Source organism: Arthrobacter psychrolactophilus, assembly GCF_003219795.1.
Classification (GTDB): Bacteria; Actinomycetota; Actinomycetes; order Actinomycetales; family Micrococcaceae; genus Specibacter; species Specibacter psychrolactophilus.
In genome coordinates, this window is the sequence record NZ_QJVC01000004.1 from 264,111 (window position 1) to 277,778 (window position 13,668).

General features: G+C 59.1%; 16 protein-coding genes. 5 read left to right on the top strand and 11 right to left on the bottom strand.

Annotation, left to right across the window (positions count from 1 at the left end; genetic code table 11):
• The first annotated feature begins 57 nt into the window (after window positions 1-57).
• Complete coding sequence (locus CVS30_RS07390; RefSeq protein WP_110484685.1) at window positions 58-717, top strand: pentapeptide repeat-containing protein; 660 nt, start codon at window positions 58-60, stop codon at window positions 715-717.
• Here CVS30_RS07390 and CVS30_RS07395 read toward each other — a convergent pair whose 3' ends face one another.
• Window positions 718-1,191 (bottom strand): small multi-drug export protein, encoded by a 474-nt coding sequence (locus CVS30_RS07395; protein WP_110484686.1) that lies wholly within the window; start codon window positions 1,189-1,191, stop codon window positions 718-720.
• A 143-nt stretch (window positions 1,192-1,334) separates the two neighbouring features.
• Here CVS30_RS07395 and CVS30_RS07400 point away from each other — a divergent pair, with 143 nt between their 5' ends.
• The 3 genes from CVS30_RS07400 to CVS30_RS07410 are packed head-to-tail and all read left to right on the top strand — an operon-like array spanning window position 1,335 to window position 4,829.
• Entirely contained in the window at window positions 1,335-2,549 is a 1,215-nt protein-coding gene (locus tag CVS30_RS07400) for a sensor histidine kinase (RefSeq protein WP_110484782.1), read from the top strand.
• Window positions 2,546-3,163: a response regulator transcription factor gene (locus CVS30_RS07405; protein ID WP_110484687.1), complete on the top strand. Its 618-nt coding sequence runs from the start codon at window positions 2,546-2,548 to the stop codon at window positions 3,161-3,163. The genes CVS30_RS07400 and CVS30_RS07405 overlap by 4 nt, the downstream gene beginning before the upstream one ends.
• A 55-nt stretch (window positions 3,164-3,218) precedes the next feature.
• Window positions 3,219-4,829, top strand: a complete 1,611-nt coding sequence (locus tag CVS30_RS07410) for a sialidase family protein (RefSeq protein WP_110484688.1) — start codon at window positions 3,219-3,221, stop codon at window positions 4,827-4,829.
• 352 nt (window positions 4,830-5,181) lie between these two features.
• Here CVS30_RS07410 and CVS30_RS07415 read toward each other — a convergent pair whose 3' ends face one another.
• Both CVS30_RS07415 and CVS30_RS07420 read right to left on the bottom strand, forming a co-directional pair.
• Window positions 5,182-5,670, bottom strand: coding sequence for a PspA/IM30 family protein (locus tag CVS30_RS07415; protein WP_110484689.1), 489 nt, complete (start codon window positions 5,668-5,670; stop codon window positions 5,182-5,184).
• 9 nt (window positions 5,671-5,679) lie between these two features.
• Window positions 5,680-6,249: a hypothetical protein gene (locus CVS30_RS07420; RefSeq protein ID WP_110484690.1), complete on the bottom strand. Its 570-nt coding sequence runs from the start codon at window positions 6,247-6,249 to the stop codon at window positions 5,680-5,682.
• A 97-nt stretch (window positions 6,250-6,346) separates the two neighbouring features.
• Here CVS30_RS07420 and CVS30_RS07425 point away from each other — a divergent pair, with 97 nt between their 5' ends.
• A complete protein-coding gene (locus CVS30_RS07425) occupies window positions 6,347-6,748 on the top strand; it encodes a YccF domain-containing protein (protein WP_110484691.1) in 402 nt (133 codons plus the stop codon).
• Between the two features lie 49 nt (window positions 6,749-6,797).
• On the opposite strand, the gene CVS30_RS07430 is transcribed toward CVS30_RS07425, so the two are convergent.
• From CVS30_RS07430 to CVS30_RS07465, 8 genes are all read right to left on the bottom strand, one after another.
• Complete coding sequence (locus tag CVS30_RS07430; protein WP_110484692.1) at window positions 6,798-7,772, bottom strand: sugar kinase; 975 nt, start codon at window positions 7,770-7,772, stop codon at window positions 6,798-6,800.
• Window positions 7,772-8,443, bottom strand: coding sequence for a bifunctional 4-hydroxy-2-oxoglutarate aldolase/2-dehydro-3-deoxy-phosphogluconate aldolase (locus CVS30_RS07435; RefSeq protein ID WP_110484693.1), 672 nt, complete (start codon window positions 8,441-8,443; stop codon window positions 7,772-7,774). The genes CVS30_RS07430 and CVS30_RS07435 overlap by 1 nt, the downstream gene beginning before the upstream one ends.
• Window positions 8,444-8,459: 16 nt before the next feature.
• Window positions 8,460-9,284 (bottom strand): glucose 1-dehydrogenase, encoded by an 825-nt coding sequence (locus CVS30_RS07440; protein ID WP_110484694.1) that lies wholly within the window; start codon window positions 9,282-9,284, stop codon window positions 8,460-8,462.
• A complete protein-coding gene (locus CVS30_RS07445) occupies window positions 9,281-10,270 on the bottom strand; it encodes a C-terminal binding protein (RefSeq protein ID WP_110484695.1) in 990 nt (329 codons plus the stop codon). The genes CVS30_RS07440 and CVS30_RS07445 overlap by 4 nt, the downstream gene beginning before the upstream one ends.
• 108 nt (window positions 10,271-10,378) lie before the next feature.
• Complete coding sequence (locus CVS30_RS07450) at window positions 10,379-11,119, bottom strand: amino acid ABC transporter ATP-binding protein (protein WP_110484696.1); 741 nt, start codon at window positions 11,117-11,119, stop codon at window positions 10,379-10,381.
• A gap of 71 nt (window positions 11,120-11,190) precedes the next feature.
• Window positions 11,191-11,991: an amino acid ABC transporter permease gene (locus CVS30_RS07455; protein ID WP_110484697.1), complete on the bottom strand. Its 801-nt coding sequence runs from the start codon at window positions 11,989-11,991 to the stop codon at window positions 11,191-11,193.
• Window positions 11,988-12,635 (bottom strand): amino acid ABC transporter permease, encoded by a 648-nt coding sequence (locus tag CVS30_RS07460; RefSeq protein WP_110484698.1) that lies wholly within the window; start codon window positions 12,633-12,635, stop codon window positions 11,988-11,990. Before CVS30_RS07460 ends, CVS30_RS07455 begins: the two co-directional genes overlap by 4 nt.
• Before the next feature lie 60 nt (window positions 12,636-12,695).
• Window positions 12,696-13,574: a transporter substrate-binding domain-containing protein gene (locus CVS30_RS07465; protein ID WP_110484699.1), complete on the bottom strand. Its 879-nt coding sequence runs from the start codon at window positions 13,572-13,574 to the stop codon at window positions 12,696-12,698.
• Window positions 13,575-13,668: the final 94 nt, after the last annotated feature.

Genomic DNA, 13,668 nt, shown 5'->3' on the forward strand with positions numbered 1-13,668 from the left:
ACCGGCGCCCGTGATTATCAGAAATTCGATGTCTGCGCTGCCGGATACGCTAATGTCATGGCTTTGAAAAAAGAACACCGCGCGCCCCGCCTCACGCCTCTTGATCTGCACGATCTTGTGGAAAACGATGATGCTTTCTTCGGCCCAGGCGAGACCTATGATGGTCAGCAATTTGATCGGACATCTTTTGACGACGCCAATCTAACCTCTACCGATTTCCTCGAGTGCGAGCTCAACGGCGTAACCCTCAACGACACCGAGCTACGCGGCGTCCGCTTCCGTGGAACAGCACTCAATGACAGCTTCGCCCCGATCATGAAGGGCGCCCGGACCAGCTGGCGTGACACCGAGATCGCCTCACCTCGGTGGGGATCAGCCGAGCTCTATGACAGCAGCTGGCAGTCGGTTCGGATCGACGGCGGGAAAATCGATTTCCTCAATCTGCGAGCTGCCAAGATCATCGATCTCCAGATCAGTGACTGCATCATTGGCGAGCTGGACCTGGGCGGTGCCAAGATCACGCGCATGTCCCTGAAGAATTGCCGCATCGGAACCCTCGATCTGCAGCAGGCAACGCTCAAGGATCTCGATCTGCGCACCACCGAATTCCGCACACTCAACGGCGTGGGCTCCATGTCAGGCACCATCCTTGACGACTACCAGTTGGGCCTGCTGGCACCCATCCTGGCCGCTCATCTGGGCATCACGATCGAATAATTAGCGGGCCAGCGAGATGCCCAGCGAGGCAGCCACGCCGAATGCGGTGCCCCAGATGATGATGGCGATAACCTGCCACAGAATGACGGCATTCTTGGGAGCCCCAAAGGACACCATGGCGGCCGAGGTGAACTGACTCGGCAGGATGACCGGACCCACCAGGCTCACACCCGCCACACCGTACTTATCAAAGGCGGTGCGGATCTTCTGGCGACGCGGGGTCAACTCCTTCTCTGCCTTACCGATCGACACCTTGCTCCGGACCTTGTGCGTGCCGAAAACAAAAATCAGCATCGAGAGCACATTGCCCACCACGGCTACCGAGATGGCGAGCACGGGATTGAGCCCGATAACCACGCCGATCACGGCCCCAAAGTATGAATCCACAAAGGGAATGGCCGCGACGAGCAGCACGCCTATCCACTGCAACGTTGCGGGAAGGGAGGCGGCGAAGGACTGCAGAGATTCAATCATGAGAGCTACTTTCATGGGTGGAAACGTTGATGATTCAATCCTTTCGCGCCGAGACCGGTCCGCGTAGTGCCCCACTGTCATGGCTTCTCGGGCACTTTCGCACGCTCATCCATGACAAATGTCATTGCTCTAAACTGGGCACCATGCCCGCTCTCTCCCCGGAAATTCCGCACCCAACTACAGCTCCCGGCCGCAGCGTGCGCACCACTTGGACGTACACCCTCGGCTCGATCGTTTTTGTCCTTGTGGTCCTCGACGCCATGCTGCTGAGCCTGGCCGTGGAGTCTTTCAATAACCAGTACGACGTCGTCTCTACCCTTCTCGTCGTGATCCTCCTAGCGTCTATGGTCACCCAGATTCGCTACTGCTGGTTCCTGCAATCCGGTCTAGGCAGCGGACTTCCGCGTCCGCTGTGGTCGGCTGCACTTCTGGTTCCGCCACTCGCGGTATGGATCTTGGGGCTCTTCGTGCCGGCAGCTGCCCTCATGTGGGCCCTCCCCCTATGGCTGGGCATCGCGCTTATCGTCTGCCTCCTGCCATTGCGGCCGCGTATCGCTGCCCTGGGCGCGGGCGTCGTCGTATCGCTGCTGCATCCGTTCTTGTTCTCCCTGATCAACGGTGAGTCGAATAGCTTCTCGGACAATCAGGGGATGAACATGCTGCTGGTCTATGCGGCGGGCATGCCGTTGGTAATTTTGAGCAGCCTGTGGTGGTGGCGGATCGTTGTCGAGCTAGATAAGCATCGGATGATCGCGGGAGAACTCGCCGTCGCACAGGAACGGCTGCGCTTTGCCGCGGACCTCCACGACATTCAGGGCCACCACCTGCAGGTCATCGCCCTAAAATCGGAGCTTGCTGAGCGGCTGCTCGCGGCACATCCAGAGGCCGCCCGCGAGCACATTCACGAGACCAGGCTCATTGCCAAGCAGGCCCTCGAGGAGACCCGGTCGCTGGTCTCGGGCTACCGTGAAACGGTCTTGGAAAACGAACTCGAGAATGCGCGTGAGGTAGTGTCTGCCGCCGGGGCACACTGCGAACTCACGCTCGACTCGCTGCCCAGCAGCCCCGCACTTCGCACCGCCCTCGCCATGACGGTCCGTGAGGCCACGACCAACATCCTCCGGCACAGCGACGCCACCCACGCCTCCATCATCTGGACCAATGCGGCCGACGGATCCACGCTCACCATCAGCAATAACGGTGTCTCCACCTCACCGGCCAATACGCCTAACTCCGGCAACGGACTCACCGGATTGCGCGAACGCCTCGAGGCCCTGCAAGGCACGCTCAAGGTCACCGTGAATGCCGAACGCTTTGAGCTCCGGGCCACAATCCCCAGCAAAGGAACTATCGCGTGAGCGAACCACAGCGTATCCGTCTTCTCATAGCCGACGACGAACACCTCATCCGGGGCGCCCTCGAGGCACTCCTCGGGCTGGAACCAGACATCGAGATCGTGGCCAGCGCCGACAATGGCGTCACGGCGGCCGAGCTGGCATTGTCCACCCAGCCCGATATTTGCCTGCTGGACCTTGAGATGCCGCAGGCCGATGGTTTGGAGGCCGCCGCGCGCATCCTCTCGACCGTTAATACCCGCGTCATCATCGTGACCCGGCATGCGCGCCCAGGCGTTCTGCGGCGAGCGCTGGCCTCAAAAGTTTCCGGCTTTGTCCCGAAATCCACGCCGGCAGAAGAGCTGGCCCATGTGATTCGCGATGTCGCGGCAGGTAAACGCTACATTGACCCGGAGATTGCCGCCACGGCATTGACCGCCGAGCGCTGCCCACTTACGGATCGGGAGCTCGACGCCCTGCGCTTTGGCCGCTCGACAAGCAGCGTCGCACACATTGCGCAGCAAATGCATCTGGCCCCGGGCACGGTGCGAAACTACATCTCCTCGGCCATGATGAAGTTAAACGCGGCCTCAAGACACGAGGCCGCCGAGAAGGCGTGGCAACAGGGCTGGATCTGACATCCATTCATCAGATCACCAGACTCGGGGCCCCAATGGGCGCTAAGATCATCGTGTGATCAAACGTCCTACCTCCTCGGAGCAGGTGCTCGCCCGTCGCGGCGTTGCCGGCCACCGTCAGTACCGTATTCCGGCCCTTGCTGTGTCCCAGCGCGGCACAATTCTCGCCGCGTACGACGGCAGGCCAAACCTCGATGACCTCCCCAATCCGATTGACCTGCTGCTGCGCCGCAGCACGGACAACGGGGCGACGTGGGGTCCGCAGCAAACGGTCCGCACGGGCACGGGCCTGGATGGTTACGGCGATCCCAGCCTGTTGATCGACACCGAGACCCAGCGGATCTTCATGTTCCACGCCGCGGGAACGCATGCGGGTTTCTTCGAGGCGATCGAGGGCCTCGACCGTGAGGACAGCATCCAGCACGCAGATCTCAGCTTCTCTGATGACGACGGCCTCACGTGGCACCATCGTCGCCTCACCCACATGCTCAAGATCGACGGCGTGACGGGCCTCTTCGCCGCCGCGGGCGCAGGCATCCAGATCCACACGGGCGCCTATCAGGGCCGCCTCGTGCAGCAGTTTGTGCTTCTGCACGGTGGCGAGATCAAGGCCGCCAGCGCCTACAGCGACGATCACGGCGAGAACTGGACGCTCGGCGAATTCATCACCTGCACCAACGAGAACAAGGTCGTCTGCCTCGCGGACGGCACGCTGCTCATGCATTCGCGCGCCACCCCGCACCGGCTCACGGCCATCTCCCGCGACGGCGGCCACTCCTACTCCCCCGCAGAGCCGCACCTCGAGCTCCCCGATCCCAGCGACAATGGCTCCGTGGCCCGCTTCGACGGCCTCCCCAACGTCGCCACCCTAACCACGCCGGAAACCGCGACCTGGCTCATCGCCACCCACAATCACGACACCCTGCTGCGCCGCAATACGATCCTGAAGCTCTCGCAAGATAACGGCGCAACCTGGCCGTACGCCGTCGAACTGTGCGCGGGAAGTTCGCAGTATTCCACCGCCGCCCGCCTGCCCGACGGTCGCATCGGCGTCCTGTACGAGCGCCAGGGCTACCAGGAGATCGTCTTTGTTGCGGTCGATCCGGCGAGGCTTATGTCCTCGCCGGCTTCCTCTTTGACGCACGACGCCGGAACCTCCTTCGCGGGCAACGTCGGTTTGTGTGTTGTGTTGCGTTCCGTGACGCCTGGGCGTCCTGCCGTCTGGGAAAGTTTGGGTGAAAGCTTTGTGCTGACGCAGACCGACGGCGAGTGGGATCCGTCCGCGTGGAAGGAAGTGGGCCAGGGCTACTCCGAGGACGCGCCGCAGGTGCTCTCTAACAGGGAATCCCAGGACCTCAACTACGGGGCCGTCATCCCGGGCTATAAGTCCGGCGATGTCTTGGCATTCTCAGGCCGCATTGAGGCGTCCGAGTTCACGCCGACCACCTCGGTCGCCATGGCTGCTGGCCTCGTCAACGACACCGTGTTAACAGCGGAACCGCTCGATGCCGGAGCCACCCGCGGATTCAAGACGGCCTACACGCTGACGGAGGATGACGTGGCACGCGGTTCCCTCACCGTGAACTTCACGCTGACCACCGGCCCGGACAGCGCGGTACGCTCCTTTAGCTTTGACATGAGCTCGGGAGAGATCTCGGAAGGCTAAGGGACTTTGCCACGCGGCACGCTCCCCTAGTGTGTTTCTCCCACGTACGACGGCGCGACACTCACCTACTGGGCTCTCTCACCTTCCGTGCCCTGCCCCCGTCCGCTTCCGTTTGTTGAGTCGCCAGATGACGCCCCTTAAAACGTTCTTGGCGGCATTATCTGGCAACTCAAGCTGTGGACCGAGGGAAAGTAAGGTTCCTTGGCGGGAAAACGGCGCCGGGATACCCATACATAGTTTGAGTCGTCACGTAACGCCGTTATGAATCTCCATAAGGGCGTTACGTGACGACTCAACGCAGAGTCAGTCACATTCGACGTCGAGAACGCACTTACAGGTGCATCTGCTCAAACTAGCGCTCTTCAAGCTCGTTGAGGGCTTGCGCGATGGCGTGGTCGGCGCCCGCCGCTGTGTGCGCTGCCTTGAGCGTTTCCGCCGTGACATTGAATCCGCTGACGCGCGCCTGAAGCTGCGTCAGGGCGCCCATCAGCATGGTTTCTTGTTCCGCAAGAGCGTCGCGCTGCGAGATCAGATCCGCCAGCTGTTCGCCCATGATCAGGTGCCGGTTCATGGCCGTTTGCGCAGCCGCCCAATCTCCGCCAGCCTCCGAGGCCTGCGCCTGTGCGGCTAAATCGTTCATGGCTTTTTGGAGGTCGACTGCCTGCAGATCTAGGCGTTGGCGGCTGACCGACACATCGGCGACTCCACGGCGCATCTTTTGCACGGCCGCCCGCTGCTTAAGCTGAGCCTCCGTCAAGGTGAGCTGATCGCGGGAGGCGGATCCGCCGTCGAACGTGGCAGGAGAAGGCTTGGAGGAAAAGATCCGGGCCAGGAAACTCATGACCTGCTCCTAGCCGAGGTCCGTATAGGTTTTGGACCAGTTCTTGAGCATCGTGGCCTCGATCTCCAGGGTGCGGGTGAGGTCCTTCATGTCGACGTCGGGCGTGGGGGCCGCGGCACTGGCCAGCGCGTTCCGGACGCCCAATGCGGTCTGCGTAATCTGTTCAACCTGAACACTGAGGGTCTTGGCGTAGAGCGCTTGCACGGCGCGGTCGGGTTCCTGCTGAGCCACGAGCAGCTGGTGCTCCATGACCGTTCCGGCCTGGTTCAGAGTCAGGAAGATGGATTCGAGATTGCCCGTGTACTGCCCGGTCGTCTGGGCCACACCGAGGGAGCGGCGCGTGGCTTCGAGCGCGTCTTGGAGGGCAACGCGCTGCTTCAAAATGTCCGCCACGGGACCCGTGCTCGACTCGGCACGGACTTTCAACGCACTGCGCTTGGCAGACTCGATCTTGGGCTTGGAGATCTTGGCAATGCTCAGTGCACCGCGATAAATCAGCACGCCAAGAGTAATGGCGACACCCAAAATAATGGCGATGACAACCAACATGAGGATCAAAAATACGGTGCCGGGGTCCATGGAATTGCCGATATCCTTGCGGTTTTGTCAGGTCGTGTTGTTGCAATTTAGCCTAACACCGCAGGCTGTTGTCAGACTGGCAGGGCAGAATGGAGGCATGAAGACACTTTTGAATGTCATTTGGCTCGTGTTCGGCGGTTTCTGGCTGGCGCTGGGCTACTTTGCCGCTGGCATCCTCTGCTGCGTTCTCATCATCACGATCCCGTGGGGCATCGCCTCCTTCCGCATCGCAGGATATGCGCTGTGGCCCTTCTGCCGGACCGTCGTGGACAAGCCGGGCGGAACGGGGATCGCCAGCACACTCGGAAACGTCATCTGGATTTTGGTGGCTGGCATTTGGATCGTCATTGGCCACATCACCACGGCCGTTGCCATGGCCATCACCATCATTGGGATCCCGCTGGCCATCGCCAATATCAAGATGATCCCGGTGTCCCTGATGCCGCTGGGCAAGGAAATTGTGCCGACTAACCAGCCCTTTGTTGCCACGTACCGTTAATAACACGGCGTCTATGCCATTGCCTGTCGCCAGGCAATGGCATAGACACTTATCGACTCACTGGTTCAGCGGCCTCGAGCAGGTCTAGTTCCCGCCGCAAAGGCATTCCTTCCCAGTCCCCTGGGACTAGGCAGGCAAATGCTCCGACCTTGACGGCTGTCTGCAAGCGGTCTCCAACAGCAAGCCCTGCCAGAAGCTCGGCAATATATCCTGCGACGAACCCGTCGCCAGCACCGACGGTGTCGATGGCTCGTACCGAGATCGCTGACTGCTCGTAGCTATCACCATTGACGAGAGCTACGCAGCCCTCGATTCCTAGCTTGATCACCACCTGAGATGGTCCCAACTCTGCAATGCGAGCAGCGAGCAGTCGAGGATCATCGGCGTGACCCACCGCAAGCGCGGCCTCATCGTCGCCAGCGAAAACCACATCAGCCTTCTGAATCAAGGCCACGAATGCTTTGCCAGCCTCTTCCGGGGTCCACAACGCTGACCTGTAGTTCAGGTCGAACGAGACTATTGTCCCGTGGTGACGGGCTACCTCGATGGCATGATCAATGGCCGCTGCCGCAGTTGCCGACAGGCCGGGGGTAATACCCGTGATGTGGAGTAGCCGGGCATGTTCAATGTACTCGGCCGGAACATCCTCTGGGGCTAGCCGCGAGCCAGCACTTCCCCGCCGGTAGTACCAAACCTTTTGGCTTTCAGCGGTCCTGCGCTCCTTGATCATGAGGCCAGTGGGAGCCTCCGAATCCTCAACGGCCACCGTTTCCACTCGTTCGGCAGCCAGCTCTCGCAGCACCTTCGCACCGAGGCTGTCGTTGCCGACCCTACCGACCCACACGACCGAGGTACCGAGTCGGCGCAGAGCAATGGCAAAGTTTGTTTCTGCGCCGCCAATTCCTAGCCCCAGACTCGTAGTGTGCTGCAGCGGGCCGGCCCCTTCGGCCCGCATCAAGGCCATAGTCTCGCCCATCGTGACTACTTCCGGCCAGCTTTTCTGGCTACCAATTGTCTTGGTCATTATGAGCGACCCTTCGCTGCCAATGCTTCTGCAACAAGCTCCGAGACGTGAAGAGCCCGTTCGGTCAAGGCCACCAAGTCTCCGCCTTTGAATGCGTCCTTGATCAAAGGTCCGCCGAGACTGACGGCGAGCGCTCCAGCAGCAATCCACTTCGGGGCGGCCGCAATATCGATGCCGCCGCTGGGAACCACTTGAATGTCGGGGAAAGGACCCCGGAGTGCGGCGATGTAGTCGGAGCCAACGACCGATGCTGGGAATAACTTCACGGCTGTCGCACCGGCCTGCCACCCACTGGCCAATTCAGTTGGCGTCAATCCGCCAGGGAAAACCGGAATTCCACGGCCCACGGCAGCGGCAATCACATCCAATTGCGTCGTAGGGGTTACCAAGAAGGCGGCTCCCAGATCCAGCGCCTGTTCGGCCTCGTCCAAGGAGGTGATGGTGCCCAAGCCGATCTCGGCAGCATGCTCAAATTGCCCAATTAATTCGCCCAGATGATCGAAAACGCCATTCGTGCTCAGGGTCAACTCAATGGATCGCACGCCACCTTCAACCAGCGCTTCGATAACGGGTGCGTACTCTCGAGCGTGATCTGCGCGAAGGACGGCAACAACTGGATTTGCCAACAGCATGCTTGAGGCTGCAGGTCGTTGAAACGACTGAATGTTCATGATGGGTTCCTTTTTGTCATCGGGAGAGCCAGCCACCGTCAACGGGGATGACGGTTCCGTGAATGTAGTCAGCAGCGGTTGAGGCAAGGAAGACGACGGCTCCGGCCATATCTTCCGGCCGCCCCCAACGACCGGCCGGGATACGCTCAGAAATCTGTTGGTGGCGTTCCGCATCGGCAAGCAACGCCGAATTCATATCAGTGGCAAAGTAACCAGGGGCCACCGCATTGACGTTGACACCGCGGGGCGCCCACTCATTACACAAGGCTTTGGTCAGTTGGACCACGGCCCCCTTTGATGCGGCATAGGCTGGAATGCGGAAGCCCCCTTGGTAACTCAGCATCGACGCCAGGTTGATGATTTTTCCGTTTCCACGCTCCACCATGCTCCGGCCGAATCCCTGACACAGTTGGAAGACTGCGCGCAGATTGATATCCATGACCGCGTCAAAATCGTTCAGGGGGAACTCGGTGGAGTCATGCCGGATCTGCGTTCCAGCGTTATTGACCAAGATGTCGATCTGGTGTTTCTCCAGAACCGCCTCCACAGCCTCCGAGATCGATTCTTCATCGGCGAGGTTCACGGTTTGCGCCTCGACAAACACCCCCTTCTGCTCCGCAAGTGAGAGCAGCTCGGATGATATTGTGCCACGCTGTAGCGCCACGACGTTGGCACCAGCACTTATCAGTCCGGCGGCTAGTGCGTGCCCAATACCGCGAGAAGCGCCGGTAACAACGGCCGTTCGCCCCGTGAGGCTGAGAGGGTTGGCAGGCCCTTCGTGAGAGGGCTGAGCAGCGGGCTCCGGTGACTCATCAAGGTAAGCCGGCGTTGCCCCGCTCATGCGATGCCCTGGCTCAGGAGTGAATCCAGCACCGTCGGGTTCATGATGTTTCGCGGTCGTACTCCTCGGACAATATCCGAAACGTTTTCAAGGGTGCGGTACTTGAGCTCGCTATAAGATTCTTCGCTGTACCAGCCAGCGTGAGGTGTCAGGATGACGTTGTCCAAGGCAGCCAAATCACTTGCAACATCCAAGGGTTCTTGTTCCAAGACATCAAGTCCGGCACCCTTCAATGCGCCAGTGCTCAACGCCGTCACAAGAGCCGTTGTGTCAACGACACCACCGCGGCACGTATTGACCAGGACAGCCGTTGACTTGAAGAAACCCAAAGTCTCACTGTCGATCAGATGATGCGTCGCCTTGTTCAACGGCACGTGCAAAGAGACCACATCAGCCTGGCGCAGTACTTCTTCCAAGCCAACGACGCGGACACCCTCTTTAGTGACTGTTCCTGTCTTCAGCGTGGGGTCGAAGCCAATGAGGTCAAAGCCCAACGCGCCAGCCTTACGGGCGGTGGCTGCGCCAATCAGTCCCAGACCAACTACCCCAAAGGTGCGGGTCGAGAAGCGGTGCAGTGGCTGTGCAGGGGTCAATGTGGCATCGCCCCGGCGCAGACCACGGTCCAGCTGACCTAGGCCACGACTGAGCGCCAGTGCCAGAGCAATGGCATGGTCGCTAACGTCTTCTGTCCCATAGTCGGGAACGTTGCACACGGCAACGCCTCGCGCGGTGGCGGCTTCGACGTCGAGCGTGTCAACACCCACCCCATACCGGCCAATGGCTTTCAATCCTGGCAACGCGGCAAGCACTCGGTCTGTCACAGGAGCGTATTGAACGATGATCGCATCCGCATCTGCGGCGGCAGCGATGACGTCGTCCTCGGTTTTGCATGAGGCGAGGACCAATTCGATGCCGCGTTCAGCTGCAAGTGATTGTTCGATGGCGATCGAAGAGTGATCGCAATCTGTAATGATGATTTTTGCCATGTGAGTCGGCACTTCCTTCGTCGTCTAACGGCCCGTCCTTAGGAGGAACGGAACGTGGCTTTGTCAGTCTGAGATCCATCGAGACGATGGCAGATAGCCGGTTTTTGGCTACAGAACCTTACTGAGGAACTCAGCGGCACGCTCAGTTTGGCAGTTGTTGAAGAACTCCTCGGGCGTGCTGACCTCGACAATCTCGCCTTCAGCCATGAACACCACACGGTCAGCGGCTGTTTGCGCGAAACCCATCTCGTGCGTGACAACCACCATGGTCATACCACCCTTGGTGAGCTCAACGATCACGTCCAGAACTTCCTTGATCATTTCTGGATCCAAGGAGGAGGTGGGTTCATCAAACAGCATGACCTTAGGATCCATCGCCAGTGCGCGGGCAATAGCAACACGCTGCTGCTGACCCCCGGAAAGCTGGGATGGCAATTTATCTTTCTGCGCACCAACTCCCACACGGTCCAAGAGTTCGATGGCCCGGGCGCGTGCCGCGGCAGGTTTTTGTTTGCGTACCTGAATCGGAGCAAACATGACGTTTTCAAGCACGGTCATGTGGGCAAAGAGATTGAACTGCTGGAAGACCATGCCGACTTCGCTACGGAGCTGCGAGAGGGGGCCGCTTTCTTCTGGCAGTGCCTGACCATCGATGCTGATAGCGCCGTTGTTGATCGGTTCCAACCGGTTGATGGTTCGGCACAGGGTCGATTTTCCGGATCCAGAGGGGCCCAGAATAACGACCACCTCGCCCTGAGCTACTTCTAGGTCAATGTCTTTGAGAACGTGGAATGATCCGTACCACTTGTTGACACCCTTGATCGAGATCATGCTATTTGTTGCTTGCATTGGAATACCTCAAAACTGGACTGTGGTGGGTCTTGGAGTGTTACTGCAGACCCACGGGGGAATGTTAGGGATTAGCGCAGGCGTTCGCTGAGAATGCGTGAAACCCAGGAAAGGAGGAGACAAACGATCACGTAGAGGAGCGCGACACCGGCGAAAATCGGAACCGCGTACTGGCCACCGAGGTATTCAATGGCTTGTTCGCCAGAGAGCAGAAGCTCGGTGTAACCAATCACGAATCCCAGGGAAGAGGCCTTCGTAACCCTCACCATTTCGCTGACCAGGTTGGGAAGAATCTGCCGAATAACCTGAGGCAACAAGATGAATCGCAGGGTTTTGAATCCTCGAACGCCCAAGGCAACCGCGGCTTCCTTCTGGCCTTTCGGGAGAGCAAGGAACCCGGCCCGGAAGGCTTCCGACATCGAAGCGCTCTGATACAGGACCAGGCCTACAACCAAGGCCCAGAAGGTACTGATGTTCAGTCCCGTGACAGCGGGGACACCTAGGTAAATCAGGAAGACCAAAAGGATCTCGGGGAGTCCGCGAAGAGCCTCAACCCAGACCCGGGTGGGAAGACTGAGCCAACGCAGCTCAGACATGCGCCCAAGAGCCAAGAGAAGACCCACAACCAGTGACAGGACAACTGTTACGCCGGCTACTTTGAGCGTCGCCAGCAATCCAGTCAGGAGCGAAACGATCACCTCAGAGTCGGTCAGGATCGACCAGGCTTCTGAGTCGAGGATGCCTTGCTCTCGAAGCGTTGTCACGACCCAGATGACTCCGGCGAGGGCGGGGATGGCCAGGACTAGCGTCCAAAGGCGGATTCGCCGTCGTTCTAGCGGGCCGGGACGGTCGTAGAGTTCTACGTTCATCATGAGTTGAACGCCACCTTTCGTTCTACGGCTGCTGCTGCAAGGGCAGCGGGGATGGTGATGAGCGAGTAACCAATGCCGGTGACCAGCATCAAGGCGATGACGGCAGAGTCATTGACGTTGATCAGCTGCAGCATGGTGCCAAAGAGCTCCGTGACACCGAATACGCCGGCAATGGCCGTGACCTTGATCAAGGCAATTGTGGTGTTGATCAGGGGTGGGACGGAATTTCTAAGTCCCTGCGGGAGGACGACCAACCGCATTGTCTGCATATTCTTCAGACCTAGTGCCCGAGATGCCTCGAGCTGTCCGCGGCCGATGGCATTGACACCAGAACGGACGGCCTGGCAGTAGTACGCCGAGAAGTAGATCGTGACGCCGATAATTGCCAAGACAAAGAAGGGTGCCTTCAGACCCAAAACTGGGAGGATGAAGATCATGAAGAACAGGTGAGCTGCAGCGGGGATGTTTTGCATCAACGCCACGTACAGCATGCTGATTTTGCGCAATGTGGGATTGTTCGAAATCGCGAAGCCGGCCAGGATGAGGCCACCAAAGAATGAGGTGAACCCGGCAAGTGCGCTGAGGCCAAGGGTGGTCAGGAAGCCTGACAGTAAGACATCGATGTTTTCAATAATTGCGTTCATGAGTCCATACCTCCTTTCAAAGTTCGGAATGAATCGCCAAGGTCATTCTTGGCGTCCATTTTATTTGCAACTGGTCAGTTCTTTGGCAGCGGTCGGCTCAGCCAAACCGGACTTGGCCATGTTCGCGTCCCACAGCTTCTTGACGGTGCCGTCTTCAAATGCGGCCGTGATCCGCTCATTGAGGAACGTGCAGAAGTCCTGCTGTTCAGTCGGAACACCCACACCCCAGATTTCGCCCTCCCCGTACGTCATGGGGGTGAATTCAAAGACATCCGGCTTTTCCAGAATGAATCCGGCCAAGAGAGGTGCCGTTGAATCGACCGCATCAACCGTGCCCTGTTCAAGGGCCCGCACACAGTTGGTCAAGGCGTTGAATTCAACAACAGTGGCCTGAGGAATTTCCTTGCTGACGCGAGGCTGACCCTGACTACCCTGGATGACACAGATCTTGGAGCCCTTCGGAATATCGGCAAGAGACTGCATCTTCGAAGCTTCTCCCTTGCGTACAATCAGCTGCGGCTTGGCATCCATATAAGGGCCAGCGATTGCAATTGATTTGATGCGTTCGGGCGTGATGGCCAGTGCCGTCGCAAACATCTCCACTTTTCCCTGTTGAATGAAGGGGATGCGGTTAGCCATGGTGGTGTGGACCCACTCGATGGAGTCAGGAGCGATCCCCATCGGTGCCACGAGGTATTCAGCGAGTTCGATGTTGAACCCTTTCCAATTTCCCTTCAGGTCTAGTTCGCTTAGTCCGGGCTGGTTCGGGGTGGCACCGATCTTGATTTTTCCGGCCGTTGCAATCGACGCCATCGTCGAGCCAGCGGGGAAATCTACTGCGGTGGGGGCGGCTTCTTTGCTTGTGTTGCCACAAGCAGTGGCCAGCAAGGTCAAAGAAACAGCGCCAACGAGCAAGGCTTTTTTGGTGAGTCGGAACATGAGTCGTCGCTCTCTATCTGTTGATTAGAAGGGTGAAAATGGGTGCACAGTAGTAAGGCACGGGAGAAGAGTTGTTGTTCGTGGGACTCTTTGT

What these genes read in the sequence shown, in the direction of transcription:
- CVS30_RS07460 (WP_110484698.1), bottom strand. Translation starts at nt 12,635, where the DNA reads ATGAACGCAATTATTGAAAACATCGATGTCTTACTGTCAGGCTTCCTG.
- CVS30_RS07395 (WP_110484686.1), bottom strand. Translation starts at nt 1,191, where the DNA reads ATGATTGAATCTCTGCAGTCCTTCGCCGCCTCCCTTCCCGCAACGTTG.
- CVS30_RS07390 (WP_110484685.1), top strand. Translation starts at nt 58, where the DNA reads ATGGCTTTGAAAAAAGAACACCGCGCGCCCCGCCTCACGCCTCTTGAT.
- CVS30_RS07435 (WP_110484693.1), bottom strand. Translation starts at nt 8,443, where the DNA reads ATGAACATTCAGTCGTTTCAACGACCTGCAGCCTCAAGCATGCTGTTG.
- CVS30_RS07430 (WP_110484692.1), bottom strand. Translation starts at nt 7,772, where the DNA reads ATGACCAAGACAATTGGTAGCCAGAAAAGCTGGCCGGAAGTAGTCACG.
- CVS30_RS07465 (WP_110484699.1), bottom strand. Translation starts at nt 13,574, where the DNA reads ATGTTCCGACTCACCAAAAAAGCCTTGCTCGTTGGCGCTGTTTCTTTG.
- CVS30_RS07415 (WP_110484689.1), bottom strand. Translation starts at nt 5,670, where the DNA reads ATGAGTTTCCTGGCCCGGATCTTTTCCTCCAAGCCTTCTCCTGCCACG.
- CVS30_RS07450 (WP_110484696.1), bottom strand. Translation starts at nt 11,119, where the DNA reads ATGCAAGCAACAAATAGCATGATCTCGATCAAGGGTGTCAACAAGTGG.
- CVS30_RS07400 (WP_110484782.1), top strand. Translation starts at nt 1,335, where the DNA reads ATGCCCGCTCTCTCCCCGGAAATTCCGCACCCAACTACAGCTCCCGGC.
- CVS30_RS07420 (WP_110484690.1), bottom strand. Translation starts at nt 6,249, where the DNA reads ATGGACCCCGGCACCGTATTTTTGATCCTCATGTTGGTTGTCATCGCC.
- CVS30_RS07445 (WP_110484695.1), bottom strand. Translation starts at nt 10,270, where the DNA reads ATGGCAAAAATCATCATTACAGATTGCGATCACTCTTCGATCGCCATC.
- CVS30_RS07440 (WP_110484694.1), bottom strand. Translation starts at nt 9,284, where the DNA reads ATGAGCGGGGCAACGCCGGCTTACCTTGATGAGTCACCGGAGCCCGCT.
- CVS30_RS07425 (WP_110484691.1), top strand. Translation starts at nt 6,347, where the DNA reads ATGAAGACACTTTTGAATGTCATTTGGCTCGTGTTCGGCGGTTTCTGG.
- CVS30_RS07455 (WP_110484697.1), bottom strand. Translation starts at nt 11,991, where the DNA reads ATGATGAACGTAGAACTCTACGACCGTCCCGGCCCGCTAGAACGACGG.